The following is a 26,560-nucleotide window of genomic DNA, read 5'->3' on the forward strand; positions in this document are numbered from 1 at the left end:
TCGTCGTTTCTGGCTGCGGGTGTCGAGCGATCATGCCGCTAGTCATACCCCGCGCTCAAACGTGGACGATTTCCCAGTCGCTGAGCTTTTCGGGAATTTCGAGCGTCGACGTATCCACTTCGGTCAGTTGCGGGCAGGTCAGGCCGCGTGCGACTTCGTCGGCCGCCTGTTGCGGGCTGGAAAATTCTCCGAGCGTTTCGTTGCCGTAGGTTGCTTCCCAACCGTCCTGGCCCGGCAGAATGTAGAACGCTCCCTGGGTCGATCCAAAGCGAAAGCCTTTCATTTTTAGTCTCCCAATTACCAATTAAAAACCGCTGCGCCGAGGCGGCTTCATCAGGGGGCGGGGACGTACTGCGACTGCTTTCGTTGTCCCGTCTTTCGCTATACCCTTTCGCCTGCACCGATGAAGCGTCGGCTCTTGTAAAAGAGTCTACGTCAGCGACTCTCGCGGCAAGGGAGCGTTAGATGGTTCTTTCTATCAAATATTGTTATTTAAAAACAATATCTTATGATTGTCGTTCCACGATATGCAACGTGGGGCGACATTGCGAAATGGCGAATTTGTGCCACGCACCACGATTTTTTACGAAGCGCGGCTTTATGCCACATCGTGAAATTTGCAGGGATTCCTCAGAGGGTGAACCTGAACCTCAGCCGGCGACCCGCTTCAGAAAACCCAGCACGGCATGGTTGAACAGCGCCGGCCGTTGCAGCGGCGCGAAATGGCTCACACCCGGCAGTACGCGCAACGCGGCGCCGGGAATGGTGCGGGCGAGATAGTCGGCGTGCTCCGGTTTGATGAACTCGTCATGCTCGCTATGCACGATCGTCACCGGCACGCGGATGCGAGCCAGATCGGCCGCCGAGTAATTAGGCTGGGTCCGCATCATTTCGCTGACCGCCGCGACAAACGCATCGAACTCGCCGGGCGTGGCCGACAATTGCGCATAGTCCTGCCGATGCCGGTTGAAGCACCGGTCGATCACCGGCGTCGGCACGAAGGGCTTCGTGCCGTTCGGGTCCATATTGCAGCCGAAGAAGAACACGCCCGCGACCCGCTCCGGCGCCTCGCTCGCCAGCACCAGCGCGACGCAGGCGCCGTCGCTCCAGCCCACAATCATCGCGCGGCCGAGTTGCAGCGCATCCATCACCGCCAGCACGTCGGACGCCATCAGTTCATACGAGTACGGACGTGCGTCGCGTGTACTGCGGCCGTGGCCGCGGCTGTCGATCACCACGACGCGATGACCCGCGCCGAGCAGCGCGGGCACCTGATAACCCCAGTTGCCGCTGTGCCCGAGGCCGCCGTGCAACAGGATCACCGGCGTCCCGCTTCCATAGGACGCATACCAGATCCTCGCCGCGTCGTGTTCGGCGAAGCCATGCTCGTTCGCAACCGGCAGCGGGGTTGCGCCGTGGGCCTGGAAATGCGCGAGGTCGTCGTCGTGGGAGTCCATCGCCGCTGCCTCCTGTGCCTGTGGAAGCGCTAGGTTGCCAGCGTCACGGTGACGAAATCAATCCACTACGGAAATTTGCGAGCGACGCGCTCGCCGATCCGTGCCTGGCGGCCAGGCTGCCAGGCACGGTCGCGAGCAGATTGGCCGTTACCTGCTGCGCGCGTTGTCGCTCGGGCTCGGTCAACTGCGCGGCGATTCGCGTTTCGACCACCCGTGCCGCGTCGGCATAGACGCTCAGGCCGGGCGTTGCTGCGAACGCGGCCAGCGCGCGCCGAAGCCACGCGTCGCCCAACGCGGGGTCGCGCGGCAGACCGTCGCCGGTCAGGTAGCGGATGCCGGTTTCATACTGGCGCAACGGGTCGCCCTGCAGCGCTTCGCTGAGTGCGGAAAGGCCGTCCCACGCTGCTTCACGATCGCCGACGAGCGCAGATGCCGAAGCCGATGCCGCTTGCGCAGCGCCGCCGCCCGACCCCGCAGCGCCCTGGTCCGTCGCCAGCCAGCGCGCCCAACGCGCATTGAGCATCTGCGTATCGCCGGACGCCTGGGCTCGCAGTGCGAGCGCGATAACCGACGCATCGCAACCCAACGCCGCCGCCTTGCGATGCCAGCTGAGCGCCTGCGCGTCGTCGCGCGGCACGCCGTTGCCGGTCTCGTACAAGTTCGCAAGACGGCTAGCCGCTTCGCCGGACCCGGCGGCCGCAGCCTTGCGGAACCAGTCGCGCGCGAGGTTCACGTCCGGCGCGACGCCGCGCCCGGACAAATAAGCCTCGCCGAGCATTTCCATCGCCGACGCATGGCTGGCAGACGCGCGGTTCGCCCAATCGAACGCCTGCTGATCGTCCTGCGCGCCGCCGAGCCCGGTGAACAGATGCCACGCGAGCGAGGCCTGCGCCGAGCGGTTGCCTCGATCCGCGGCGCTGCGGAACCAGTACATTGCCGCGTCGAAATCGGCCGCGACGCCGTTGCCTTCGTCGTAGGAGTCGCCGAGCATCGACTGGTAGACCGGATCGCCGTCCTTCGCAAGACGCCATTGCCAGTAGACGCGCTCGCGGGCCGACGGCTCCTTGTCGGCTGAAATGCCGACGGCCAGCTGGCGCATCGCGAACGGGTCGCCCGCCTGCGCGGCGCTGCGGCACCAGCGCTGCGCCATCCCCACGTCGGCGCTCACCCCCGAGCCGTTGGCGTACGCGAGACACAGCACGCGCTGCGATACGAGATCGTTCGACTCCGCGCCGCGCGTGAACCATTTGATCGCGCTCGCCTGGTCGGGCGTCGTGCCGTTGCCGCGCGAGTAGACGGAGCCCATCGCGCTATAGGCCGGCGCGTACTTCTGCGCGGCCGCCTTCACCAGCCATTCCCGGCCGCTGTCCTTGCTGGCCGCCGAGGACGCCTGCAGCAGGTACAGCCCGAGCATCGTCTGCGCCTGCGGATCGCCGGTGCGCGCGGCGAGTTCGAGGTAGTGCTGGCCGAGCGGTTCGTCGCGTGGGATTGTCGTGCCGTACAGGTATTGCCAGCCGATCACGCGTTCGCCTTCCACATTCCCGAGATCCGCCGCCTTGCGATACCAGCTGAGCGCCTGGGTTTTGTCGACCGGCACGCCCTCGCCGTTGTACAGCAGCCGGCCGACCATCAGCGCGGCGGGCGCGTAACCGCGTTCGGCGCCGCTGCGCGCGAGCTGCAACGCGAGCGCCTTGTCTTTCGGCACGCCCAGTCCGGTGTCGGCGAGCGCGGCCAGATTGAACGACGCGACGCCGAGACCCTGCGCGTGCGCCCGTTCGTACCACTGCTTCGCTTCCGCGAGATTGCGTGGTTCGCCTTCGCCACGCTGAAGCATCGTGCCGAGGTCGTTCTGCGCCGATGCGACGCCGGCCTGAGCCGCGCCGCGCATCCAGCCGATCGCTGTTTCCAGATCCACGGGGCCGCCCAGCCCGAGCCGGTACTCGACGGCCAGTTCGAACTGCGCGGTCGGGTCGCCTTCGAGCGCGGCCTTGCGATGCCAGACGCGCGCAAGCGCCGCATCCCGCGCGGTGCCGGCGCCGCTCGCGTACAGTTCGCCGAGCCGGCGCTGCGCGTAGATCGAGCCGTTGCGCGCGGCCTTCGACATCAGCGCGAAACCGCGCCGTTCGTCGCGTGGGACGCCCGCGCCGAACAGATACAGATCGGCGAGCGCGGCATGCGCTTCGAGATGACCTTGCGCGACGGCCGCGCTGAGCCAGCCGGCCGCGTTATGCGCGTCTTTCGTGACGCCCAGGCCGCGCAACAGCGAGACGCCGAGCAGAAACTCCGCATCGGGGTCGCCGCCCTTCGCGCCCTGGATGATCCAGCCCATGCCGGTATTGACGTCTTTCGGGATGCCCGGTTTGCCGCCCATCAGCAGTTGACCGGCGTTGGTCGCGCCGTGCGGGTCGCCGTTCTGCGCGGAGCGTACGAATGCCGCGTAGGCCGCCGCATAGTCGACCGCGGCGCCTTCGCCGTTGTATTCCATCAGGCCGAGCGTGTCGGCTGCGGCACCGTCGCCGTTCGCGGCGCCGAGCGCCAGCCAGCGGCGCGCGGCCGCATAGTCTTTCGGCACGCGCGTGCCGTTGTGATACAGCGCGCCGACCACGCGCTGCGCGGCCGGCGAGCCGTCCACCGCGGCCTGCTGAAGGATCGCGAGGCCGGCATCGTCGGGACGCATCTGGAAGCCGAACAGGCGCATCTGCCCATAGACGACGCGCGCGTCGAGATTGCCCGCGGCGGCTTCGGCGCGACACGCGGCGAGCTGTTGCGCGGTTTTCACGAGCGGCGAGAAGGCCCACTGCTGACCCGCGACGAAGCGCAGCACGCAAGGCGTGGTCGGATCGCTGAACGGCGCGGCCGCCGGATTCGCCGACACATGCAACGGCTCGGCGGCGGCGCGTTGCGCCAGGGCCGGCAGCGCGCTCGCGGGCATCGGCGCGACGACCGAAGCCGTCAGGGCCAGCGAAGCAAGAAGCGCATGCAACGTCGACAGTCGCGGCGCCGAACGCCGCGGTGAAGCCAAGTGGATCACTGTCACGCACCGCCTCGCTGGGCCATCGACCACTCGTGCGTGCCGTAGGGCTGAAGATCGTTCAGGCGTTTCACGTAGGCATCGGCCGCAGAGTTGTCGTGTTTCACGTAGCGCTGATAGGCCGCGGCCATGAACCAGATTTCGGCGAGCCCATTCTGGATGGCGAGCGGACTCGGGAGCACGGTGAGTTGCACGTACACCTGGTCGGGCGTTGCGCGGCCTTGCATGTACAGCAGCAACCAGCGGCGATAATTGCCGAATGCGGGCTGCGCGTTGTGCTGGATGTAATCGTCGAAGAACTTGCTGGCAGGCGCCGCGCCCGCGCTTCTGGCCCGTACGTACAGATAGAGCGTGGCCATGTAGTCCTGGTCGCTCTGGTCCGCGCCTTTCGCGTTGTCGGTCAGCGCGTCGATCGCTTCCGCCCATTTGCCCTGCTGCATATAGGCTTCCGCCACCGAACTGTAGACCTCGCTATAAGCGGCGTAGACGGCGCCCGGCTTTGCCGCGCCGGCCGCCTTGTCACGCGCCTGCTGACGCAGCGGCGCCGCCAGTGCGAGCGCGGCGTCGAGGCGATTCAGCGCGACCAGCGTCGTGACTTTCGATTGCGGATAGTCGATGTCGTCCGGTGCGAGGGCAATCGCTTTGTCGATGGCGGCGAGCGCGTCGGTGTGATGATCGAGGTTGTCGGAGAACGCAGCAATGTCGCTGTAGGCCGCGGCTTTCGCCTGCGGCGTCGACGCGGTTTTGAGCGCTTCGCGTCCCTTGTCGAGCGATTGAACGGCCAGGTCGCGCAGCGGATTCGCGCTGCCGAACGGATGGCGGCGCTCGACGGCCGGATCGATGCCGAGCGACGTCAGTTTGGCGCGCTTCGGCGCGTCGATCGCGAGATCGAGTGCCCAGCGAGCGAATTGCGTGTAGTCCACGCGTGCACCCGCCGCATCGCCGGATGCTTCGCGCGCCTGCGCACGTCTGTAGTAGGCGTCCGCGCTGGCCGGTTGCAGCTCGACGGCACGGTTGAGCGCGGCGATGGCGTCCTGATTGCGGCCGAGCAGCGCCAGCGTCGCGCCACGCTGCAGATAGTAAGGGCCGCCTACTTGCCAATCGAGGTCGTGGGCTGCGTCGTGCCGGGTCCGTATCCGTTCCAGCGTCGCCAGGCTTTCGTCGCCGCGCTGATTGATCTCGTACAGGTGTGCGAGCAGCAGCAGTTGCAGATCCTTCGGCTCAGACGTGAGTTCGATCGCGGCCAGTTGCGCATCGAGCGCGCTGCGCTCGTCGTGCAGCGTCATGTCGAGCAGCGTCAGGCGTTGCAGCGCGAACACGCGCATTGGAACCGGCAGATTGGGCGACGCGAGACAGGCGTTGGTGAGGCGGACCGCCTCGGCGAAATGACCGGCAACGGTTTCAGTCGACGCGCGTTGACAGGTTGCGAGCACGTCCGGCGCAAGCGCTGCGTTGACGTCCGCGGCTGGCGCCGCTTGCGAGCCTGCATGCGCGGCCGTGGTGGGCGCAGCGGGATTGTGCGCACATGCGCTGAGACACAGTGCGAATAAGCCGGCGACTGTGCGCCGGCTGAATTTGGTCTTCATTTTCTTTTTCAATGGGTGAAGAGTCCGGCGAGCGAATTAATCGCTTTACGCCCCAGCACCCATATCGGCAGGAAAATAAAGAACTTAAGGGTGAATGTGTAATTTTTTTGAATGGATATCCGCGCTATGGCGGATATCCATTCCGTGAATCAGACAGCCGCGATTAACTGGACGTATAAGCGACGTACGGTCCCGTGCCGCCGCCCGTGGACGTCGTGCCCGTAATACCGTAGTACACGTGGCGTCCGTAGAAGGCCGGTATGCCGAGGTCGAGCTGTCCGCCCGAAAAGACCCCGAGATTGTTGAACGCCGTGTTCCCGCCCGCGGTCACGACCGTGGCGTTCGCGATATTGAAGCCGAAGGTGGCGGTCGAAGGGCTGATCGTCGTCAGCGTCGCGGTGCGGCCTACCGGCGACGTGGGCACGTAGAAGCCGGAACTCGCGTGCGGAATCGTCGAGTCCGCGAAGAACAGCTCGGTCGACCCGGAATCGAAGAACGTATTACGCTGCGTCGCGCCGTTGAAGGTGGACGTGAAAGTGCCGCTGCTATCCGTCCTGATCAGCGTGGCGTTCGTACCGGCCAGCGCGTTGTTGCTCTGGGTATCGATGCCGAACACGAGCGTTCCGCTTCCCGTCGGGCTGCCGCTATCGGAGACCTGCGCCATTTCCAGGATCACGCCGTTGTTGTCGGTGACGAATTTGGAAACCGGGTTGGCCACCAGCTGGCTGGCGGTAACCGTCGTGACCGTACCGGCGTTCGTGTAATAGAAGGACGGGTTGGAAATGAGGGTGCACGACGGGCAATCCGTCGGGCTCGCGCCGATCCCGAGAATGCCGTTCGCGCCCATGGCTGCCGGCGTGGTCAGCGCGGTGCCGTTCTGGCACGCGGTCGGCGCGGCGGTGCTCAGCGCCGGATCCGCCAGCACGTGAATCGGCAGGTTCTGCGCCACTTCGGACGAGAGCTTGACGTCTGCCTGATAGACGGTGCCCCAGCCGAAGCCGCTGCCGAACACCGCGCATTCGGCGAGGGTCTGGTTGTTGGTGTCTTTTTCAGCTACCAGCGTATTGAAGGTCGCGTTCGGAATCACCGACCGGAACAGCCGCAGCCCGTACGAGCCCGTGTCGACGATCACATTCGGAATGGTCGAGCAATTGTTCACGCCATTGCTGCCGGGCGTGCAGATCTGCACGCTGGTCATCGGCTGATTCAGGATGCCGGTCGCGGACACCGTGACGGGCACCGTGTTGGTCGCCAGCGACGAGGTCGGCACGGCGCTCGCGTCGGCGGCGAGCACGTTGGATACGTTCTGGTTGACCGGCGGCGCCACCTGATTGCCGCCACCCGACTGGCTGGAAGCCGTTGCTGAGTTGCTCGAACCACCACCCCCGCCGCATCCAGCCAAAGTCAGGCCGAGCGTTACGGCAAAAATCCATGCGATTTTGCGCACTTTTATTCTCTCGTTTGGTTTTACTGGATTACTTGATGTCGTCGGCGTTCAGGCCTTGCGGCAGCGCCTGGGGCAGATAAGCCCGTCCCACGAACGCGCCCATGTGGCCGCCCGTTTCCACCACGAGGGCCGACTGGTTGACCACGGCCGGTCCGTAGCCGCCGCCTTGTGCGGCGTGCGCGGCGTTCACGCCCGCGACGTAGGAAGGGAAGTAGGTGCCGAGCAGCGTCTTGAGCTGAGGCATGGCCGGGCCTTCCCAGCTCAGCGCGAACACGGTGTTCCCGGTCGTGATGTATTCGTTGACGACCAGTCCCGACGGGAGCGTCGTCTGACTGACGGTGTAGCTCGGGGCCGCCGCATTGCTCGCGGCAAAACGCGCGACTAACGCCGTTTGGGTCGCCGCGCCGGCACTGGTGCTGCTCGCCGTCACGGGGTAAGTCGGTGCCGATCCGAGCGCCGCGTAGGCCGACGCGGCTGTACTCAGCAATGCCATGCCAAGGAGTATTCGAAATTGACTCATTATCGTTGTTTGCTTTTCGAAAGAAATGGAAATGCCCGCGCGGTGTCATATAAATGTCGCAACCGCGAATGCCACATCGCGGGCGCGATCATATTAACGCGAAGCGTTGAATTATTAAACGGAGAAATAAAGAGGTTAATTAACCGCTGTTTGAAATTGAAAGCTAGCCTACAACTCATTTAATAGTAGTGGCGCGAATATAGGTTTTCGTCAGGCGCCGAGTTTACCCATTAGCATTTGAATAAAAGTTTCCGTTACCGGCGGTAAGGTTCTGCCGCGTTTCTTGATGAGCGCCACAGGTCGAGTGAACGCCGGGTCGTCGATCGGACGAACCACCAGTTCCGGTTCTGCCCGGACCTCGCGCGCGGAGGCCGGCAGAATCGTGACGCCGAGTCCGGCGCGCGCCATCGCGACCGCGCTCATCATGTAAGTCGGCTCGCAGGCGATCTCCGGCACCGAGCGCGCGTCCGCAAATGCGCGATCCACGACAGCGCGCACGCTCGTGCCGGGTGCGGTCAACACCAGCGGCACGGCGGCCAGATCGGCGAGCGTGAGACGCTTGCGGCGCGCGAGCGGATGGCGTTTCGGAAACACCGCCACCAGTCGGTCGAGCCCCGCATGCAGCACGTCGAAGCCGGCCTCGTCCAACTCGCCGCCGGTCAGGCCGATATCGACTTCCTCGTTGCGCACCAGCGTGTTGACCATGCTCGCGACCACGTCGCGTAAGTGAAAGCTCACTCGCGGCACGGTTTTCTTCAGCTCCTGCACGAGCTCGGGCAACACGCTGGCCGCGAAGGTCGGCAGACACGCGATGCGCACCGTGCCGCTGGTTCCGTCGCCGAGCGCGCGTGCATCGATCAGCACGTGCTCCATGTCGTGCAGCGACTTTTGCAGCACCGGCAGCAGATCGCGGCCGGTCGGCGTCAACGCGACATTGCGGCTATTGCGATCGAACAGCCGCACGCCGACCGTCTCTTCGAGCCGGCGAATCTGCACCGTCAACGCCGGCTGCGACAGATGCAGCCGCGACGCCGCGCGCGTGAAGCTGCCCGTTTGCGCGACCGCGATGAACGCGCGAATGTCCCTCAGATTCAGATCCATAATAGTTCGTGATAGCTGCTATCAATTCATTTCAATTGATTTATCGGTGCCCCGAACTTACGCTTCATCTCAATAAAAGACAATCTCGGAGACAAGCACATGCTGCCATTGCTGGGGCTGGCCACCATCGTCGTGCTGCTAGGCGCGATTCTGTCGAAGCGGATGTCGCCGCTGGTGGCGCTCATCATCGTGCCGATCGCGGCGTCGCTGCTCGGCGGATTCGGTTTTCAGACAAGCAAATTCGTGATCGACGGGCTCAAGAGTCTTGCGCCCGTGGTCGGCATGTTCGTGTTCGCGATCCTGTACTTCGGCACGATCACCGACGCCGGCACGCTCGATCCGATCATCGACCGCATCCTGCGCGCCGTCGGCACGCGTCCCACGCGCATCGTGATGGGCACCACGCTGCTCGCGCTGCTGATTCACCTCGACGGCTCCGGCGCGGTCTGCTTTCTCGTCACGATTCCCGCGATGCTACCGCTCTACGACCGCCTGAAGATGGACCGGCGCGTGCTGGCGGCGGCTGTTTCGATGGCGGCGGGCATCAACTTTCTGCCGTGGACCGGGCCGATGATCCGCGCGTCGGCGTCGCTGCATCTGCCGATTTCGGCGTTGTTCAATCCGCTGATTCCGGTGCAGATCGTCGGCCTCGTGTTCGTGTTCGGCATGGCGTTCTGGCTCGGGCGGCGCGAGGAAAAGCGCCTCGGCCTCACGGCCGCGAGCGGCGCCGTGCCGATGCCCAAACGCGAACTGACGGCGGAAGAACAGGCGCTGCGCCGCCCGCGGAATTTCTGGTTCAACATCGTGCTGACGCTGGTCGTGCTCGGCACGATGGTGGTGATGGGCGAGAAGATTCCGCCGGCGATCATGTTCATGGTCGGCTTGTGCGTCGCGCTGATGGTGAACTATCCGAACGTGGACATGCAGAGAAAGCGTATCGACGCGCACGCGCGCGCCGCGCTGATGATGGCCGGCATCCTGCTCGCGGCCGGCGTGTTCACCGGCGTGATGCAGGGCAGCGGCATGCTGAAGGCGATGGCGCAGGCCGCGGTCGGCTTCGTGCCGCCGGCGATGGCGAGCCATATTCCCGTCGCGCTCGGACTGGTGTCGATGCCGCTCAGCATGCTGTTCGACCCCGACTCGTTCTATTTCGGCGTGCTGCCGGTGATCGCCGAAGTGGCCGGCCAGCTCGGCGTGCCCGCGGTGCATGTCGGCCAGGCTGCGCTGCTCGGCCAGATGACCACCGGTTTTCCGGTCAGTCCGCTCACGCCCGCCACGTTTCTCGTGGTCGGCCTGTGCGGGATCGATCTCGCCGATCACCAGAAATTTACCTTCCCCCTGCTGTTCGGCGCGTCGATCGTGATGACGATCGCGTGCGTCGTGCTGGGGATATTCTCGTTGTGAGTCTCCTGGTTTGACTGAATGGACGCGACCCGCATGACAACCACTCAATCTCAACGCAGCACGCAGACCGTACGTATCGGTGCGGGCGCCGGTTATTCGGGCGACCGCGTCGAGCCCGCGGTCGAACTGGCGGAGCACGGTCAACTCGATTACCTCGTGTTCGAGTGTCTCGCCGAGCGCACCATCGCGATCGCGCAACAGGCGCGCAGCCGGGACGCCGAACTCGGTTACGACCCGTTGCTCGAAACGCGGATGAAAGCGGTGCTGCCCGCGGCGATCCGCAACGGTGTGCGGATCGTGTCGAACATGGGCGCGGCGAACCCGCTGGCGGCGGCGCGCAAGACCGCTGAAATCGCGCGCGAACTCGGCCTGGGAGGCGTGAAGATCGCGGCGGTGACCGGCGACGACGTACTCGACGTCGTGCTGCAAGGCGATTTCCGCTTCGAGGAATCCGGGGAGAGCGTGGCGTCGTATCGCGACCGGCTGGTTTCCGCGAATGCCTATCTCGGCGCGACGGCGATTGTCGACGCGCTCGCGGCCGGCGCGCAGATCGTGCTCACCGGACGGGTCGCCGATCCGTCGCTGTTCGCGGCGCCGTTGATCCACGAATTCGGCTGGCGCATGGACGATTGGGACACGCTCGGTCAGGCGACCGTGGTCGGGCATCTGCTCGAATGCGCGGGACAGATCACCGGGGGCTACTTCGCCGATCCGGGCTTCAAGGACGTTCCCGATCTCGCGCGGCTCGGTTTTCCGATCGGCGAGGTCGCGCAGGACGGATCGGTGGTGATCACCAAGCTCGAACGCGCTGGCGGATGCGTGACCGAAGCGACCTGCAAGGAGCAACTGTTGTACGAGATTCACGATCCGCGGCGCTATTTGCAGCCGGACGTGGTCGCCGATTTCACGCAGGTGCGGGTCGAACGGGAAGCGTCCGATCGCGTGCGCGTCAGCGGCGGACGCGGCACGCCGCGCACGGCAACGCTGAAAACGTCGGTCGCGTATTTCGACGGCTATATCGGCGAAGGGCAGATTTCATACGGCGGCCCCGGTGCGCTGGCGCGTGGCCGGCTCGCGCTCGAGATCGTTCGCGAACGGCTCGCGCTGACAGGCGTCGACACGCGTGAATTGCGCTTCGATCTGATCGGCGTGAACGCGTTGCACGGCGAGACAGCGGCGGCCGACCACACCGAACCTCATGAGGTGCGCGCGCGCGTGGCGGGGCGCACGGCGTCGCTCGCAGAAGCGGTGCGGATCGGCAACGAAGTGGAAACGCTGTACACCAACGGCCCGGCGGGCGGTGGCGGCGTGACGAAGGCGGCGCGCGAAGTGGTCGCGGTGCAGTCGGTATTGCTGCCGCGCGAATGCGCGCGGCCGTCGTTCACTCTGGTGGAGGCTTGAGATGAAACTCCGTGAACTGGCTCACTCGCGTACCGGGGACAAAGGCAACACGCTGAATATCTCCGTGATCTGCCATGACGCGCAGCATTACGAGCATCTGCGTGCGGTGCTGACGTCGCAGCGCGTCAAGGCGCATTTGCGCGATGTCGTGCACGGCGATGTGGTGCGCTATGAGTTGCCTGGAATCGCCGCTTTCAATTTCGTGCTCGGCAATGCGCTCGGTGGTGGCGTCACGCGTTCGCTCGCGCTCGACGCGCATGGAAAATCGTTGAGTTCGGCGTTGATGAATCTGGAGGTCGCCGCGCCGTGAGGTCATGCGAGGGCGCTGCGTTCGAACGGACCGGCGCGGTCGCAGGGGCAGTGGCGGTTGCAGAAAAACCGTAAAGCTCAGCCCGGCCCCGCCTTCCCCTGATCGTGCGCGCGGCGCAGCCGCTCACGGCTGTTGCTCAGATGCATGCGCATCGCGGCGCGTGCATCGTCCGGATCGCGACGCTCGATCGCGCGATAGATCAACTGGTGCTCGTTGAGCACGTTGCGTAACAATTCCACGTGATCGAGTTCGGCGATTTCGGCACTGCCGAGCCGCGTGCGCGGACTCACCGCGCGGCCGAGCTGGCTCAGGACGTCGAAGAAATAACGATTGCCGCTGGCGCGCGCGATCTGCAGATGAAACTCGACGTCGTGCGCGGCCACATCGGTATTGCCGCGTTCCAGCTCCGAAGCAAAACGCTCGAGCGCGCCGCGCATCTGCTTGAGGTTCTGCTCGGTGCGTCTCGCCGCCGCGAGGGCCGCCGACGCAGCCTCGACATCGATACGGAATTCGATGATCGCCATCACGTCCAGCATGCTGGACAGATCCGCGCTCGGCAATTGCATCGGCTGTTCGGTGGCCGGCGTCAACACGAAGGTACCGATGCCGTGACGGGTCTCGACCACCTTCGCCGCCTGCAGCCGCGAAATCGCCTCGCGAACCACCGAGCGGCTCACTGAGAGCTGCTTCATCATTTCGATTTCGGTGGGAATCCGGTCGCCGGGCCGCCATGCGCCGCGCCGGATTTCATCGGACAGGGTGGCCACTACCTTCTCAGTCAGGCTACTCATTTCTACGGCTTATCGGTTGTTCTTCGGCTAAAGAATGACACATGGGGCGGGCGCGACAGACGTGATCAGACATCTCGATGCCAGCCATCATAGCGCGTCGGAGATTCTCGCGACCATCACAATTCAGTGAGTCATCAGACGTCTTGTTTCGGTTTAGGATGTGTTGCGTCATTGGCCGTCCAGGAGAGCCATCATGCCTGCCGTTATTGTCTAAAGCAGGGAAGGGTAAACACCACATTGGCATCCTTGGCGGCAAAAAGTAGACTGTCGTCAGACAACGTATCACGCGTTTCGGTGCAGTCGGACGGCCAGCTTGACATGCGCCGCGCGGCACCCGATCGGGCCGCCGAAACCGGCCGCAACTGGAGACAACCTTGACGTCCGCTCTCACTCCCGCGATCGACCCGCTCGAATCCGCGGTCTCGAAGGTCAAGCGGCATGTGCTGCCGCTGTTCCTGATCATGTTCATCGCCAACTACATCGACCGCGTGAACGTCGGCTTCGTCAATTCGCACATGCAGGCGGATCTGGGCATCGGCGCCGCCGCCTATGGGTTGGGAAGCGGCCTGTTCTTCGTCGGCTATGCGCTGTTCGAGGTGCCGTCGAACGTGTTGATGCAGAAGTACGGGGCGCGTGCGTGGCTCACCCGCATCATGGGCACGTGGGGACTGGTCGCGGGCGCGATGGCGTTCGTGTGGAACGACACGTCGTTCTATGTGCTGCGATTCCTGCTGGGTGTCGCCGAAGCAGGCTTCTTTCCGGGCGTGGTGTTTTACTTCGTCCAATGGCTGCCGCAGAAGGAGCGCGGCAAGGCGGTCGCGGTGTTTCTCAGCGGCTCGGCGCTCGCGTCGGTGCTGTCCGGGCCGATCACCGGCAGCCTGCTGTCGATTCGCGGTTTCGGCCTGCACGGCTGGCAGTGGATGTTCCTGATCGAAGGCGCGTTTTCGATCGTGCTGTGCGGCGTGAGCTGGATGTTGCTGAAGTCGCGGATTCGAGACGCATCGTGGCTGACGGCAGAGGAACAAGACGTTCTGGAAAGCTCGATCGCCGCCGAGCAGGCCGAGCGCGATGCGCAGGGCGGCGCGCATCTGCCCGCGGCCAGGCTGCTGAAAGACCCGCAGATCCTGCTGTTCTGCTTCCTCTATTTCGCGATTCAGTTGACGATCTACGCGGCCACCTTCTGGCTGCCCACGATCATCCGCAAGATGGGCGGGCTGTCCGATTTCCAGGTCGGCCTGTTCAACACGATTCCCTGGCTCATCGCGATGGTCGCGATGTACTGTTTCGCGGTGCTGTCGGCGAAATGGCGCTTTCAGCAGGCATGGCTCGCGGCGGCGCTGGTCATCGCCGCGTGCGGGCTGTTTGCGTCGACGTCGGGCAATCCGGTGCTGTCGTTCGTCGCGATCTGTTTTTCGGCGATCGGCTTCAAGGCGGCGGCCTCGCTGTTCTGGCCGATTCCGCAAGGTTATCTGGATGCACGCGTAGCGGCGGCGGTGATCGCGTTGATCAATTCGGTGGGCAATCTCGGCGGCTTCTTCGCGCCGGCTGCGTTCGGTTATCTGCAGCAGCACACCGGCTCGATTACCGGCGGTCTCTACGGGCTCGGCGTGGCTTCGCTGATCGCGGCCGCAGCGGGCTTCCTGACCCGCAACCGGCGCACGAACCATGACGCGCTGCCGGACACGTTGCACAGCAAAGCGCATTGATACCGACTGCGCCGATCGATATTCATGAACCACGCCGTCACGCGGCTCGCTCGTCACTCAACAGGCCTCACTATCATGTCCACGAATACTGTCCATCCGAACGCCAACGCCAACCCGAACGCCACGCCGATCGTCACCGAACTGCGCGTCGTGCCCGTCGCCGGCCGTGACAGCATGCTGATGAATCTGAGCGGCGCGCACGGTCCGTTCTTCACGCGCAACATCGTGATTCTGCGCGACAGCGCGGGGCATACGGGCGTCGGCGAAGTGCCGGGCGGCGAGAGCATCCGCAAGACGATCGACGATGCGCGCGCACTCGTCGTGGGCCAGTCGATCGGCAATCTGCAAGCGGTGCTGAACAAAGTGCGCACGCAGTTCGCCGATCGCGACGCGGGCGGCCGCGGGCTGCAAACCTTCGATCTGCGCACGACGATTCACGCGGTGACCGCGCTCGAAGCCGCGCTGCTCGATCTGCTCGGCCAGCACCTGGGCGTGCCGGTGGCGGCGCTGCTCGGCGAAGGCCAGCAGCGCGACGAAGTCGACATGCTCGGCTATCTGTTCTATATCGGCGACCGCAAGCAAACCGACCTGCCGTATGCGAGCGGTGCGGAAGGGCGCGACGACTGGGAGCGCGTGCGCACTGAAGAAGCGATGACGCCCGAAGCGGTGGTGCGTCTCGCCGAAGCCGCGCAGGCGCGTTACGGCTTCAACGATTTCAAGCTCAAGGGCGGCGTACTGGCCGGCGACGCGGAAATCGAGGCGGTCACCGCATTGGCCGAGCGCTTCCCGCACGCACGCGTGACGCTCGACCCGAACGGCGCGTGGTCGCTCGCGGAAGCGGTGCGCCTATGCCGCGACCAGCACGACGTGCTCGCGTATGCCGAAGACCCGTGCGGCGCGGAGAACGGCTATTCGGGTCGCGAGGTGATGGCGGAGTTCCGCCGCGCCACCGGCCTGCCGACGGCGACCAACATGATCGCCACGGACTGGCGTCAGATGGGTCACGCGATCCAGTTGCAGTCGGTGGATATTCCGCTGGCCGATCCGCACTTCTGGACCATGCAGGGTTCAGTGCGCGTCGCGCAGATGTGCAACGAGTGGGGCCTCACGTGGGGTTCGCATTCGAACAACCACTTCGATATTTCGCTGGCGATGTTCACGCATGTCGCCGCGGCCGCGCCGGGCAAGATCACCGCGATCGACACGCACTGGATCTGGCAGGACGGCCAGCATCTGACAAGCAATCCGCTGCAGATCGTCGGCGGCAAGGTGAAGGTGCCGGAGGCCGCGGGCCTGGGTGTCGAGCTGGATATGGATGCGATCGAGAAAGCGCACGCGCTCTATCAGCAATACGGCCTCGGCGCGCGCGACGACGGCGTCGCAATGCAATATCTGATTCCGAACTGGAAGTTCGACAACAAGCGCCCGTGTCTCGTGCGCTGAAGCTTCGAACCATCGCTTCGATCAGCCGCGCTTGAACACCACGTGTGAGATCCGCTGCACCAGCAACGCGGCGGCGAGCGCGGCGACCGCGGTCAGCCAGACGCCGATATGAATCGACTGCACCAGCGCATCGCGTGCGGTATCGATCAGCACCAGCGGATCGATTCCTGACGGCTTCATATCGGCGATCAACTTCGTGCGCGCCGCTTCGTCGATCAGAATCCGCAGGTCGACGAAGCGCGGCCGCCATTGCGCCGCGGCGGGCGCGCCGAGCACGTTGATCGTGCGCGTGACCACATCGCGGTAATGATGCGCGACGACGGTCGCGACAATGCTCGTGCCCAGCATCCCGCCGACCATGCGCGTGGATTGCAGCAGTGCGGTCGTGATGCCGAAACGCTCGCGGCCGGCGATCTCCTGACCGAACACATTGAGGTTGTTCAGGATGAAGCCGAGACCGATGCCGACCGCTCCCATCGGCAATTCGATCCATAGGTGAGGCGTTTGCGGCCCGGCAAACGCCAGCGCGATCGACGCGATCAGCAGCAACCCAAAGCCGATCGACAGGATCTGCGTCGGCTTCTTCATGTGAATCACGATGCGCGTATTCAGCAGGCTGCCGAGCGCAATGCACGCTGCGATCGGCGTGGCGAGCAGCCCGGCCTGCTGTGGCGACAATCCGAAGCCGCCCTGCAACAGCAGCGGCGCGAAGAAGATCAGCGAGAACATCACGAAGCCGGACAGAAAGCCGAGGATGAACAGCGTGACGAGTCGGGCGTCCTTGAACAGGTCGAGCGGAATGATCGGGTGCGTCGCGCGTCGTTCGCACACCAGCAGCGCAACGGTGCCGGCCACCACGCAGGCGCCCAGCACCAGGTTGCCGGCCGTGAGGCCGTCTTTCGGCACTGCCTCGATGAAGGCCTGCAAACAGCCGAGCACGCCGGCGACGAGCGCCGCGCCCAGCCAGTCGATCTTGACCTCGCCTTCGTGCGGACGGCGAAACATCGGCAGATGCGCCCAGATGAAATAGAGCGCGGCGCCGCCCACCGGCAGATTGATCAGGAAGGTCGAGCGCCAGCCCCAGTGCTCGCTCATCCAGCCGCCGAGCGACGGCCCTGCTGCGGTGCCGATGCCGTAAGCGGCCGCCATCACCACCTGCCAGCGAACCCGCGCGCGTGCATCGGGGAACAGATCGGGGATCGACGCGAACGCGGTGCCGACCATCATCCCGCCGCCCACGCCTTGCAGGCCGCGCGCAATCACGAGAAACAGCATGTCGTTTGCGACGCCGCACAGCACGGACGCAACCGTGAAAGTGATCACCGCGGCGATCACGAAGCGCTTGCGGCCGAAATAGTCGCCGAGACGTCCGAACACCGGAACCGTCACCACCGACGCCAGCAAATACGCGCTGGCAATCCACGCGTAATACTCGAAGCCGTGCAGTTCGGCGACGATCGACGGCAAGGCGGTGCTGACGACGGTCTGGTCGAGTGCGACCAGCATGTTGACGAGGCCGATGCCAAGCATCGCGAAGAGGGCGTTACGAAAAGGCAGGGCGGTCGTGGTGGGCGTCACGGGGCGGGCGGAGTGGGCTTTTTCAGGGTGGGCGCGGACGAAACGGGTGTGGCGTGCAGGCAATCTGGCGTCGGGTTTGGCGTCGGCTAGTTGTCTGACTTGTGTCGTGCATTATACGGGTTATCCCTTAATTGAGCGCGTTTTTTAGGCAGTAGAACGATGTGTTACCCGCTAGAAAGCCAGTTTCTCTGCTGTGACGTCCTCATATAGGACGTCTGGTGACCGGTGAAAATTGGGAAGGTTACCGGAGATCTTCCGGCACCGCCCTGCTTCAGCCGAAACTCGCGCTTTGGCTGGGCGCTCTCCCTGCAAATCACGGCTGTCGCGGTGCGCATTCGTCGTCGCGATGATGCGCCGGGCCGCCAGCAGGATTTCCCCTCCGAAGGCTATGCTAGTGGTTTCGTCCAAACCGAGGAGCACCCGATGAGCAAAGCACAAGGATCGATGATTACGTTTCGCCGCCCTGACGGCAAAGACGTGCAAGGTTATCTGGCCAAGCCGGAGAAACTCGAGGGCGCGCCGGCGATCGTCGTGATTCAGGAGTGGTGGGGCTTGAACGACCAGATTCGCGGCGTGGCCGATCGCTACGCGCAAGCCGGCTATCTGGCGCTGGTGCCCGACCTGTTTCGCGGCAAAAGCACCGTTGAAGAAGCCGAGGCCAACCACCTGCTGGGCGAGCTCGATTTCGGCGACGCCGCCGGTCAGGACATTCGCGGCGCCGTGCAGTATCTGAAGCAGCATTCGGCGCGAGTCGGCGTGACCGGTTATTGCATGGGCGGCGCGCTCACGTTGCTCGCGCTATGCAACGTGCCGGAAGTGTCGGCGGGCGTGGTGTGGTACGGCTTTCCGCCGCTCGACTATATCGACCCCGCGAAAATCACCGTGCCGGTCCTCGGGCACTGGGCGACGCAGGACGAGTTCTTCGCTGCCGACATCGTCGATGCGTTGGAGACCAAGCTGACGGAAGGCAAGGTCGACGTCGAGTTTCATCGCTATCTCGCGCATCATGCGTTCGCCAACGAGGACGCCGTCGGCCCGGGCCGCATCTCCAGAACGCAATACGATCCGGTGTGGGCGCAGCAGGCATGGGATCGGACGCTGACGTTTTTTGGCCGCACGTTGTGGGAACCGGTCGGCGCGAAGTAAGGTTGTCGCGCGGATGATGAGGCCGGCGGCGCCTCTTTACGCCGCCAGCTTCGCCATTGACAGTGACATGCGCAAGGGCGTTAAGACCGATCCCCGAACAACGACGCTTGCGTGCCGCGGCCCGGCAAAGGCCGCGCGGTTTTCGCTTTCGGCTCGATACGTCGCGCCGTTTCCGCGTGCATCGGCGCGGCAGCTTCCAGCGAAGTCTGTCCCGCTTCGAGCGACAACAGGAACATCTTGTTGGCGAGTCCACCGGCAAAGCCGGTCAAGTCCCCCGAAGCACCGATCACGCGATGACACGGCGCGACGATCGAAATCGGATTCCTGCCATTGGCCGCGCCCACGGCGCGCACCGCATTCGCGCTGCCGATCTGCGCGGCGATATCCGAATAGCTGCGGGTTTCGCCGAACGGGATCGTCAGTAGCGCATGCCAGACTTTCTTCTGGAATTCCGTGCCCTGAAAATCGAGCGCGAGGTCGAAGCGGTCTCTCGTTCCGGCGAAATACTCGTTCAATTGCCGCTCGACTTCGAGCAGGACGGGGCTATCGGCAACTTCCGCCATATCCGGCAGACGCACCCGGTTCGGTTTGTCGTTTTCCCACAGAATGGCGGCGAGACTTTCGTTTTTTGCAACGAGCTTCAATTGACCGACCGGCGAGGCCATCAATTTGTACGCGTATGTCATGGTGCTTGCTCCTGACTTGTTGACGAGGGACGCATGCGCCAGCGGGGTTCATGCACCGCGCGGCAAACAGCTCACCCTGTCTGATACATTAATCCGCTGCATCGGCGGGGACAGTCCGGATCTTGCGGTGTCATCCTTCGCACCGCTCGACGGACATGCTAGCCGCTTTCGGCACGGCTGATAACCCTTGACTTGCTGCGGCCCACGCGCGACTCAGTAGAATTGAGGCTTCTGCATGATTCTGACCGGCCACCGGAGCCCTTCTCTACACTGTGAATAGCACTCTCGAACAACTGCGGACCGGACAACTCGCGGGCGCGCGTCGACTCAATCTCTCATGCGGACTGAGCGAATTTCCGCGCGAAATTTTCGATCTGGCCGACACGCTGGAGATTCTCGATCTGTCGGGCAATGCGCTGTCGACACTGCCCGACGACCTCGCGCGTCTCGGCAAACTACGCATCCTGTTTGCGTCGAACAATCGCTTCACGGAACTGCCTGAGGTGCTGGGCCAATGCTCGCAATTGAGCATGGTGGGTTTCAAGGCCAACCGCATTCGCACGGTATCCGGCCGGGCGCTGCCGCCGCAACTGCGCTGGCTGGTGCTCACCGACAACGAAATCGAGACGCTGCCCGCGGAAATCGGCGCCTGTACGCAACTGCAGAAGCTGATGCTGGCCGGTAACCGCTTGCGCAACTTGCCTGACGAATTGGCCGCGTGCTCGCGGCTCGAATTGCTGCGTCTTGCGGCTAACCGGCTCGATGCATTGCCTGCGTGGCTGCCACGGTTGCCGCGTCTTTCGTGGCTCGCGTATGCGGGCAATCCGTTCAGCGCGGCGCTGGAGAGCGCGGCACTCGTCGATACGCCGATTACGGATGTCGAGTGGGATCGATTGACACTCGAACAGCAATTGGGCGAGGGCGCGTCCGGTGTGATTTATCGCGCGGCGCTCGCCGGCCATGCGACTGACGTGACGCGGCCGGTGGCCGTCAAGTTGTTCAAAGGCGCGGTGACCAGCGACGGTCTGCCGGACTGCGAGATGGCAGGCTGCATACGCGGCGGCGATCATTCGAATCTGATTCCGGTGGTGGGCAAGGTGCGGGATCATCCGGCGGGCACGCATGGTCTCGTGATGGAACTGATCGATCCGGAGTTCCGCAACCTGGCTGGGCCGCCGAGTCTCGCGTCTTGCACGCGCGATATCTATCGCGCTGAAGTTCGTTTCGATCTGGCCTCTGCGTTGCGCATTGCGGGCGGGATTGCTTCGGCCGCGTGTCATTTGCATCGGCGCGGCGTGATGCATGGCGATCTGTACGCGCACAATATCCTGACGTGCGGGGAAGGCCGTGCGCTGTTAGGCGATTTCGGCGCCGCGTCTTTCTATGCGCCCGCCGATCGCGAATTGGGGCACGCGTTGCAGCAGCTCGAAGTTCGAGCGTATGGTTGTCTGCTGGAAGAATTGATCGAGCGTTGCGACGGGCTCGACGTCGAAACGGAGATCGCGTCGAAGCTGTTCGAATTGCAGGCGCAATGTTTGAGCGAAGAGCCGGGCAAGCGGCCGTTGTTCGAGGAGATTGCATCGCGTTTAGTGTCGTTGACGCGCACGGACGAGCAGGACGTGCTGGCGTCGCCGTGATGCATGCTTGAATTGGACATGACGCGAGGAATCGCCGATTGGGCTCAACGGAGAGAGTGTCGATGACGCAGAGAATGCGCCGCCGCGTGCTGGTCGCCGGCACGCTGGTCGCGGCAAGTGTTGCCGGCACGTCGCGGGTCAGTGCGGCGGCGGGCGGTCAGGCGAAGATCGCGCTCGTATTGAAGTCGATCGCGGACCCGTTCACTGTCGCGATGGCGAACGCGGCGCAGAACTATCAGAAGCACTATGCATCGCAGTTCGTGCTGACGATACGCGGCACGGCCAACGAGTCCGATCCGGCCGGGCAAATTCGTATGGTCGATGACATGATCCACGCGCGGATGAATGCGATCGTTATTGCGCCGACTGATTCCAGGGCGCTGACGGCGGCGGTCGCGCGTGGGATCAAGGCGGGGATCATCATGATCACGATCGATAATCCACTCGATGAGGCCGCTCAGAATGACGCGCATATTTCAGTGCCGTTTGTGGGGCCGAATAATCGTAAGGGCGCGATGCTGGTCGGCAATTATCTGGCTAGCAAGCTGAAGGCAGGTGATCAGGTCGGAATCATAGAAGGCAATGTCGCGGATCGAAATGCGCAGCAGCGCACAGTCGGGTTTAGTGACGCGATGAACGCTGCCGGAGTGAGGGTTGTCGCTGTGCGGTCTGGGGAGTGGGAGTATGGGAAGGGGCGTGATGTCGCTTCCAGAATGCTTGCGCAGAATTCGCAACTGCGCGCGTTGATGTGCGCGAATGACAATATGGCGATGGGTGCGGTGGATGCGGTTCGCGATGCGGGGCGTAGTGGTGGGGTTTTTGTGACTGGGTATAACTGTCTGGAAGAGGTTCGGCCTTTGATCGCCGATGGGAGGGTTCTTGCCAGTGTTGATCAGTTTGCCGAGCGGCAGGCGGTGTTTGGGGTGGATGTCGCGGTGAAGGCTGTTAGTGAAGGGAGGCGGCAGAGTGAGTTGTCTGCCGTGATTGAGACGCCTTTGGAGCTTGTTACCCGGTGAGTTTTTTTCTTTTTTGGTTCTTTCATTTTTTTGTGGTTTGCCAGGGTTGCCCCTGTGCGGGGCGGCACTTACTTTCTTTGCCGCGGCAAAGAAAGGTAAGCAAAGAAAGCCGCTCACACCGCCAGTGCTGGAAGTTATCAGCGGCTGGTTACCCGCAGTGGCCCCGGAGCGTCCGGGTCGTCGCGCACTCCGCGTGAGCGACAAGGCCATGTCACTTCCCGCCTCGCACTGCGTGCTCGCCGGAACGGTTCATCCTAAGCCATGCGCTTTGATTATGGTGGTGCGGTATTGATGGTTCGTGGATTCGCGGATTTTTACTTCATCTCTCTCCTTCTTTCCTTCTTTCTCTCTCATTTCGTTTTGCCCGCGAAGTCTATCTTTATTCAATGGCTTCGATGTTCTCAATGCATTGGGGGCGTCATCGTATTTTCTAATGAATGGGATTGGGGATTGCGATTGGCTTCGCTCTATCAAAACGGATAACGTTCGTGACAATTCTTTGCCACGAGCCCTACTCCGCGCGATTGCCCGCGCTTCAATGCCAGGAATTCCAATGAGAAACAAATCCCCCGTATTCTCCCGCAACCTGATAGCACTAGGTGCCGGTCTCTCCATGATGATCGGCGCCCACGCCCAACAGCTGACTCGCGATAACGCATCTCCCGTCGGCGATAACCAGAATTCACAGACCGCTGGACCTGCCGGTCCCGTTTTGCTACAAGACTCCCAACTGGTTGAAAAGCTGCAACGCTTCGATCGTGAACGTATTCCGGAACGTGTAGTCCACGCGCGCGGCACCGGCGCGTTCGGCGATTTCGTATCGACCGCCGACATCTCCGATCTCAGTATTGCGCAAGTCTTCACGCCGGGTACGAAGACGCCGGTATTCGTTCGCTTTTCAAGCGTGATGGGCTATCGTGGCTCGCCCGAACAGGCACGCGATCCTCGCGGTTTCGCCGTGAAGTTCTACACCCAACAAGGCAATTGGGATGTTGTCGGCATCAACTGGCCAATCTTCTTTATTCGCGATGCAATCAAATTCCCGGATTTCGTTCACGCGAACAAACCGAGTGCCGTGACCGGCGTGCAGGACGCCAATCTTGCGTTCGACTTCTTCGCGCACACGCCAGAAGCGACCAGCATGCTTACGCATCTGTACTCCGATGAAGGCATGCCGGACTCCTACCGGAAGATGGACGGGTATGGCGTACACGCTTTCAAGCTGGTCAATGCGAACGGCGACGTCCACTACGTGAAGTTTCATTGGAAGAGTCAGCAGGGAATTGAAGGCATTCGGCCAAAAGACATTCCGGCATCGATCGGCAATGACTGGAATCTGATGACCAACGATCTGTACGGCGCATTGAAGGCCGGCAACGATCCGAAGTGGGATCTGTACATTCAGGTACTCAATCCGCAAGACCTGGATAAGTTCGACTACGATGCGCTCGACGACACCAAAGTCTGGACCGACGTTCCCGAACGAAAGATCGGCACACTGACTCTCGACAGAATTCCTGACAACTACTTCGAATCCACTGAAGAGTCCGCCTTTGCACCGTCACGCATGGTGCCGGGGATCGAACCGTCCGAAGACCGGATGCTGCAAGGACGGCTGTTCGCCTATGCGGACACCCAAACGTATCGGCTTGGCGTGAATTACAACCAGTTGCCGATCAATCGCCCTCTCGCACCGGTGCAGAACAACAATCAGGACGGCGCGATGAATAGCAGTGGACGCCACGGCGAGGTCAACTACGAACCGTCGACGCTTCACGAACTGTCGCAGGATCCGAAATACAAGTACGTCAGCACGCCGCTCGCCGGTTCGACGCAGCAACGCGCAATCCACAAGACGCTCGACTTTCGTCAGGCCGGCGAGTACTACCGGTCATTGTCCGCGACCGGCAAACTCGATCTCGTGACAGCACTGAGTGCGGATTTGAACCACGTCACCAACGACGCCAACAAGTACACAATGCTGTCGTACTTCTACAAGGCCGATGCCGATTACGGAACGCGTCTCGCACACCTGACACACGCCGATCTGTCTCGCGTGCAAACGGCGGCCGCGAGTCTCAGCGAATAGTCTGTAGCGCGGCGTTTGCACATGCTTGTATTCGTGCAGGCGCCGCATATCCGTGCCACCGGTCAACAGGATCTCATCATGCGCCGTATCTTCCCGAATCTTAGGGTGATGAAATGTGCCGGTTATGTGCTGACGTTTGCAGCGCTAGTCTCCGGCTGCACCTCGGCACAACTACCTCCAGCATCGGCGACACAGCACGAACGGTCGCCCTACACCGAAGTCAACGCCAGCCAATACGACAGCGATTGGTTTGCCGCGGCTCGCGCCGGTCGCATCGACATTCTCCAGGCGCTGATCGATGCTCACTATCCTGTCGACAGAACCACGCCGCAAGGTTATACGGCGCTAATCCTCGCGGCGTACGACGATCAGCCGGAAGCGGTAACTTTCCTTCTGAACGAACATGCCGATGCATGCATGGGCGATCGTAATGGCAACACAGCATTAATGGGCGCTCTTTTCAAGGGAGAAGAAAAGATCGCCCGCATGTTGCTAGACACCCAATGTGCAATCGACCAAACCAACCACGCAGGCGAAACTGCGTTGTCGTTTGCCGCGCTATTTGGCCGCTTTGACATGCTCCCGCTGTTGGCCGCACGTGGCGCCGATCCCAATCATGCCGACGCACGTGGCGCAACGGCGCTGCAGATGGCGCATTCCCAAGGCAATCTCGCCGCGCAAAATGCGTTGCGTGCAATCGGCGCACGTGAATAGCGCCTATTTCGACGCTTATTCCGCTTTGACCTTCTTCGGTTTCGTCGCCTTTTAATGCTTGCCCATTCCAGGGAATCCGCCCACCGATACCACCGCGTACGTCGCCTTGCGATCCGGCGCGATGATCACGCCGTAGATGTTGCCGATCTTGTCGTTCAGATCGTTATAGACCGGTCCGTACCGGTACGATTGGCACGCGTGTGACGTGCCCGGGCCGCTCACGGCACGGAAACGGCAAGGTGAAATTAGGCGGCCGCGTCTTGAGAAAAGAAAAGCGCTGAAGCAGCGCTAACCCGCCACATGCATTTGCAGTATCGCCGGGAGCACGAAGTTGAGTTCGCCGATCCCGAGCAACAGCAATGCGCCGCCGAGCAGCAGCAGAAGCGGATTGATCCGCGTGCCCAGCAACACGGCCAATGAAACGAGCGCGATGGCCTTGGCGGGCAGTCCTCCGTCGAGCGACTTCAACAAGACCCAGCCCGCCGCGAGAATCATCCCCGAAGCGACGGGACGCAGGCCGCGTTCGAGCGCCAACTGCCACGCCGCGCCCTGATAACGCGCCCACACGTGCGTCACGCCGTAGATCAGGATGCCGGTGGGCGCAAGCAACGCCAGTGTGGCGACCACGGCGCCCCAGAAGCCCGCGATTTGCCAGCCGATCAATGTGGCGAGCAGCGAACCGGGGCCGGGCGCCATCCGCGAAATCGCGAAGTCCGACGCGAACTGTGCATGCGTGAGCCAGCCATGCACGTCGACCACCTGACGTTGAATGTCCGCGACGATCGCCTGGCCACCGCCTATCGTCACGAGCGACAGTGGTGCGAAAACGGCCGCAAGCTGTAGAAGAACGCGCGTGGACATGGTCTATGCGCTGCGCAGTTTCAGGTATTCGACCAGCACGCTCAGACCGCCGGCGGCCACCACCACCCACACCAGCGGCAGCCGTAGCACGCCGACCGCGACGAAGGTGCCCGCGAGAAACAGCATGGGCAGCAGCTTGCGCGGCACGCGGCGCGCGGTCGTCACGCCCATCGACAGCGACAGGCCGGTCGCGGCGGCCGCCGCGCCGGCGAGCAGCACGTGGGCAATCGGAAAGCGCAGCAGATGGCTGAAGAGCGTACCGAGAACGATGATGACGATGGCGGGCGGCACGATGATGCCGGTTACCGCCAGTAGCGCGCCGCGCCAGCCGAGCAGCCGGTGGCCGATCCATATCGCCATGTTCTTGACGTTGATGCCCGGCAACGCTTGCGAAATAGCAAGGCCGTTCAGAAAGTCTTCTTCGCTGATCCAGTCGCGGTCCTGCACGAATTCGCGCAGTAGCCAGCCGCTCAGGCCGCCACCGAAACTCGTCAGGCCAATGCGGCTGAAAATGAAGAAGAGCCCGGACAGGGTAGGAGGTGGACTCGGCGCGGCGGTCTGTTGGGACATTGAAATTCCATTCGAATGGATTTATGCCGGCCTGTCGACTCGCTGTGCGCGAGGTGGGGTCTCCTT

At 63.1% G+C, this 26,560-nt stretch carries 23 protein-coding genes; 10 read left to right on the forward strand and 13 right to left on the reverse strand.

Features of this window, described 5'->3' with window-relative positions; genetic code table 11:
- Positions 1-55: 55 nt before the first annotated feature.
- From PQQ51_RS12160 to PQQ51_RS12190, 7 genes are all read right to left on the reverse strand, one after another.
- On the reverse strand, positions 56-283 hold the full coding sequence (locus PQQ51_RS12160) for a hypothetical protein (RefSeq protein WP_408193129.1): 228 nt from the start codon (positions 281-283) through the stop codon (positions 56-58).
- 367 nt (positions 284-650) lie between these two features.
- Positions 651-1,457, reverse strand: coding sequence for an alpha/beta fold hydrolase (locus PQQ51_RS12165; RefSeq protein ID WP_408497027.1), 807 nt, complete (start codon positions 1,455-1,457; stop codon positions 651-653).
- A gap of 43 nt (positions 1,458-1,500) precedes the next feature.
- Complete coding sequence (locus tag PQQ51_RS12170) at positions 1,501-4,494, reverse strand: tetratricopeptide repeat protein (RefSeq protein WP_408497028.1); 2,994 nt, start codon at positions 4,492-4,494, stop codon at positions 1,501-1,503.
- The gene (locus tag PQQ51_RS12175) at positions 4,491-6,074 is read right to left on the reverse strand and encodes a tetratricopeptide repeat protein (RefSeq protein ID WP_408497029.1); all 1,584 of its coding nucleotides are present in this window, start codon (positions 6,072-6,074) and stop codon (positions 4,491-4,493) included. Before PQQ51_RS12175 ends, PQQ51_RS12170 begins: the two co-directional genes overlap by 4 nt.
- A 163-nt stretch (positions 6,075-6,237) precedes the next feature.
- A complete protein-coding gene (locus PQQ51_RS12180; protein ID WP_408497030.1) occupies positions 6,238-7,521 on the reverse strand; it encodes a DUF3443 family protein in 1,284 nt (427 codons plus the stop codon).
- Positions 7,522-7,549: 28 nt separating this feature from the next.
- Positions 7,550-8,041, reverse strand: a complete 492-nt coding sequence (locus tag PQQ51_RS12185; RefSeq protein WP_408497031.1) for a DUF2844 domain-containing protein — start codon at positions 8,039-8,041, stop codon at positions 7,550-7,552.
- A 210-nt stretch (positions 8,042-8,251) separates the two neighbouring features.
- Positions 8,252-9,142 (reverse strand): LysR family transcriptional regulator, encoded by an 891-nt coding sequence (locus PQQ51_RS12190; RefSeq protein ID WP_408497032.1) that lies wholly within the window; start codon positions 9,140-9,142, stop codon positions 8,252-8,254.
- Between the two features lie 99 nt (positions 9,143-9,241).
- On the opposite strand from PQQ51_RS12190, the gene PQQ51_RS12195 reads away from it, so the two are divergent.
- Genes PQQ51_RS12195 through PQQ51_RS12205 form a run of 3 tightly spaced genes read left to right on the forward strand, consistent with a single transcriptional unit; the run spans position 9,242 to position 12,257 of the window.
- Complete coding sequence (locus PQQ51_RS12195; protein WP_408497033.1) at positions 9,242-10,546, forward strand: CitMHS family transporter; 1,305 nt, start codon at positions 9,242-9,244, stop codon at positions 10,544-10,546.
- Positions 10,547-10,579: 33 nt separating this feature from the next.
- Positions 10,580-11,947 (forward strand): acyclic terpene utilization AtuA family protein, encoded by a 1,368-nt coding sequence (locus PQQ51_RS12200; protein WP_408497034.1) that lies wholly within the window; start codon positions 10,580-10,582, stop codon positions 11,945-11,947.
- 1 nt (position 11,948) lies between these two features.
- Positions 11,949-12,257: an AtuA-related protein gene (locus tag PQQ51_RS12205; RefSeq protein ID WP_408497035.1), complete on the forward strand. Its 309-nt coding sequence runs from the start codon at positions 11,949-11,951 to the stop codon at positions 12,255-12,257.
- Between the two features lie 77 nt (positions 12,258-12,334).
- Here the strand turns inward: PQQ51_RS12205 and PQQ51_RS12210 are convergent, their stop codons facing one another.
- Positions 12,335-13,048 (reverse strand): FadR/GntR family transcriptional regulator, encoded by a 714-nt coding sequence (locus PQQ51_RS12210; RefSeq protein ID WP_408497036.1) that lies wholly within the window; start codon positions 13,046-13,048, stop codon positions 12,335-12,337.
- 374 nt (positions 13,049-13,422) lie between these two features.
- Here PQQ51_RS12210 and PQQ51_RS12215 point away from each other — a divergent pair, with 374 nt between their 5' ends.
- Positions 13,423-14,754 (forward strand): MFS transporter, encoded by a 1,332-nt coding sequence (locus PQQ51_RS12215; protein ID WP_408497037.1) that lies wholly within the window; start codon positions 13,423-13,425, stop codon positions 14,752-14,754.
- A gap of 75 nt (positions 14,755-14,829) precedes the next feature.
- Positions 14,830-16,197 carry a glucarate dehydratase gene (gene gudD / locus PQQ51_RS12220; protein WP_408497038.1) on the forward strand — a complete coding sequence of 456 codons (1,368 nt, stop codon included), beginning with the start codon at positions 14,830-14,832 and terminating at the stop codon, positions 16,195-16,197.
- 21 nt (positions 16,198-16,218) lie between these two features.
- Here gudD and PQQ51_RS12225 read toward each other — a convergent pair whose 3' ends face one another.
- Positions 16,219-17,727 (reverse strand): MFS transporter, encoded by a 1,509-nt coding sequence (locus PQQ51_RS12225; protein WP_408497039.1) that lies wholly within the window; start codon positions 17,725-17,727, stop codon positions 16,219-16,221.
- 471 nt (positions 17,728-18,198) lie between these two features.
- On the opposite strand from PQQ51_RS12225, the gene PQQ51_RS12230 reads away from it, so the two are divergent.
- Positions 18,199-18,921 carry a dienelactone hydrolase family protein gene (locus tag PQQ51_RS12230; RefSeq protein ID WP_408497040.1) on the forward strand — a complete coding sequence of 241 codons (723 nt, stop codon included), beginning with the start codon at positions 18,199-18,201 and terminating at the stop codon, positions 18,919-18,921.
- An 80-nt stretch (positions 18,922-19,001) separates the two neighbouring features.
- On the opposite strand, the gene PQQ51_RS12235 is transcribed toward PQQ51_RS12230, so the two are convergent.
- Entirely contained in the window at positions 19,002-19,607 is a 606-nt protein-coding gene (locus PQQ51_RS12235; RefSeq protein WP_408497041.1) for a methylated-DNA--[protein]-cysteine S-methyltransferase, read from the reverse strand.
- A gap of 272 nt (positions 19,608-19,879) precedes the next feature.
- On the opposite strand from PQQ51_RS12235, the gene PQQ51_RS12240 reads away from it, so the two are divergent.
- The 4 genes from PQQ51_RS12240 (at position 19,880) to PQQ51_RS12255 (ending at position 25,063) form a co-directional block, all read left to right on the forward strand.
- Entirely contained in the window at positions 19,880-21,244 is a 1,365-nt protein-coding gene (locus PQQ51_RS12240; RefSeq protein WP_408497042.1) for a leucine-rich repeat-containing protein kinase family protein, read from the forward strand.
- Positions 21,245-21,306: 62 nt separating this feature from the next.
- Positions 21,307-22,260 (forward strand): substrate-binding domain-containing protein, encoded by a 954-nt coding sequence (locus tag PQQ51_RS12245; RefSeq protein WP_408497043.1) that lies wholly within the window; start codon positions 21,307-21,309, stop codon positions 22,258-22,260.
- A 613-nt stretch (positions 22,261-22,873) separates the two neighbouring features.
- Positions 22,874-24,349 carry a catalase gene (locus PQQ51_RS12250; protein ID WP_408497115.1) on the forward strand — a complete coding sequence of 492 codons (1,476 nt, stop codon included), beginning with the start codon at positions 22,874-22,876 and terminating at the stop codon, positions 24,347-24,349.
- A gap of 108 nt (positions 24,350-24,457) precedes the next feature.
- Positions 24,458-25,063: an ankyrin repeat domain-containing protein gene (locus PQQ51_RS12255; protein WP_408497116.1), complete on the forward strand. Its 606-nt coding sequence runs from the start codon at positions 24,458-24,460 to the stop codon at positions 25,061-25,063.
- A gap of 51 nt (positions 25,064-25,114) precedes the next feature.
- Here the strand turns inward: PQQ51_RS12255 and PQQ51_RS12260 are convergent, their stop codons facing one another.
- From PQQ51_RS12260 to PQQ51_RS12270, 3 genes are all read right to left on the reverse strand, one after another.
- On the reverse strand, positions 25,115-25,285 hold the full coding sequence (locus tag PQQ51_RS12260) for a PRC-barrel domain-containing protein (RefSeq protein WP_408497044.1): 171 nt from the start codon (positions 25,283-25,285) through the stop codon (positions 25,115-25,117).
- 66 nt (positions 25,286-25,351) lie between these two features.
- A complete protein-coding gene (locus PQQ51_RS12265) occupies positions 25,352-25,924 on the reverse strand; it encodes a chromate transporter (RefSeq protein ID WP_408497045.1) in 573 nt (190 codons plus the stop codon).
- A 3-nt stretch (positions 25,925-25,927) separates the two neighbouring features.
- Complete coding sequence (locus tag PQQ51_RS12270; RefSeq protein WP_408497046.1) at positions 25,928-26,494, reverse strand: chromate transporter; 567 nt, start codon at positions 26,492-26,494, stop codon at positions 25,928-25,930.
- Positions 26,495-26,560 lie beyond the last annotated feature (66 nt).

The sequence above is a fragment of the Paraburkholderia xenovorans genome (assembly GCF_046030735.1).
GTDB classification, from domain to species: domain Bacteria; phylum Pseudomonadota; class Gammaproteobacteria; order Burkholderiales; family Burkholderiaceae; genus Paraburkholderia; species Paraburkholderia xenovorans_A.

Excerpts from the sequence above, each read along its gene's own strand:
- PQQ51_RS12160 (WP_408193129.1), bottom strand. The coding sequence starts at position 283 with ATGAAAGGCTTTCGCTTTGGATCGACCCAGGGAGCGTTCTACATTCTG.
- PQQ51_RS12165 (WP_408497027.1), bottom strand. The coding sequence starts at position 1,457 with ATGGACTCCCACGACGACGACCTCGCGCATTTCCAGGCCCACGGCGCA.
- PQQ51_RS12175 (WP_408497029.1), bottom strand. The coding sequence starts at position 6,074 with ATGAAGACCAAATTCAGCCGGCGCACAGTCGCCGGCTTATTCGCACTG.
- PQQ51_RS12185 (WP_408497031.1), bottom strand. The coding sequence starts at position 8,041 with ATGAGTCAATTTCGAATACTCCTTGGCATGGCATTGCTGAGTACAGCC.
- PQQ51_RS12190 (WP_408497032.1), bottom strand. The coding sequence starts at position 9,142 with ATGGATCTGAATCTGAGGGACATTCGCGCGTTCATCGCGGTCGCGCAA.
- PQQ51_RS12195 (WP_408497033.1), top strand. The coding sequence starts at position 9,242 with ATGCTGCCATTGCTGGGGCTGGCCACCATCGTCGTGCTGCTAGGCGCG.
- PQQ51_RS12200 (WP_408497034.1), top strand. The coding sequence starts at position 10,580 with ATGACAACCACTCAATCTCAACGCAGCACGCAGACCGTACGTATCGGT.
- PQQ51_RS12205 (WP_408497035.1), top strand. The coding sequence starts at position 11,949 with ATGAAACTCCGTGAACTGGCTCACTCGCGTACCGGGGACAAAGGCAAC.
- PQQ51_RS12210 (WP_408497036.1), bottom strand. The coding sequence starts at position 13,048 with ATGAGTAGCCTGACTGAGAAGGTAGTGGCCACCCTGTCCGATGAAATC.
- gudD (WP_408497038.1), top strand. The coding sequence starts at position 14,830 with ATGTCCACGAATACTGTCCATCCGAACGCCAACGCCAACCCGAACGCC.
- PQQ51_RS12225 (WP_408497039.1), bottom strand. The coding sequence starts at position 17,727 with ATGCTTGGCATCGGCCTCGTCAACATGCTGGTCGCACTCGACCAGACC.
- PQQ51_RS12230 (WP_408497040.1), top strand. The coding sequence starts at position 18,199 with ATGAGCAAAGCACAAGGATCGATGATTACGTTTCGCCGCCCTGACGGC.
- PQQ51_RS12235 (WP_408497041.1), bottom strand. The coding sequence starts at position 19,607 with ATGACATACGCGTACAAATTGATGGCCTCGCCGGTCGGTCAATTGAAG.
- PQQ51_RS12245 (WP_408497043.1), top strand. The coding sequence starts at position 21,307 with ATGACGCAGAGAATGCGCCGCCGCGTGCTGGTCGCCGGCACGCTGGTC.
- PQQ51_RS12250 (WP_408497115.1), top strand. The coding sequence starts at position 22,874 with ATGATGATCGGCGCCCACGCCCAACAGCTGACTCGCGATAACGCATCT.
- PQQ51_RS12255 (WP_408497116.1), top strand. The coding sequence starts at position 24,458 with ATGAAATGTGCCGGTTATGTGCTGACGTTTGCAGCGCTAGTCTCCGGC.
- PQQ51_RS12265 (WP_408497045.1), bottom strand. The coding sequence starts at position 25,924 with ATGTCCACGCGCGTTCTTCTACAGCTTGCGGCCGTTTTCGCACCACTG.
- PQQ51_RS12270 (WP_408497046.1), bottom strand. The coding sequence starts at position 26,494 with ATGTCCCAACAGACCGCCGCGCCGAGTCCACCTCCTACCCTGTCCGGG.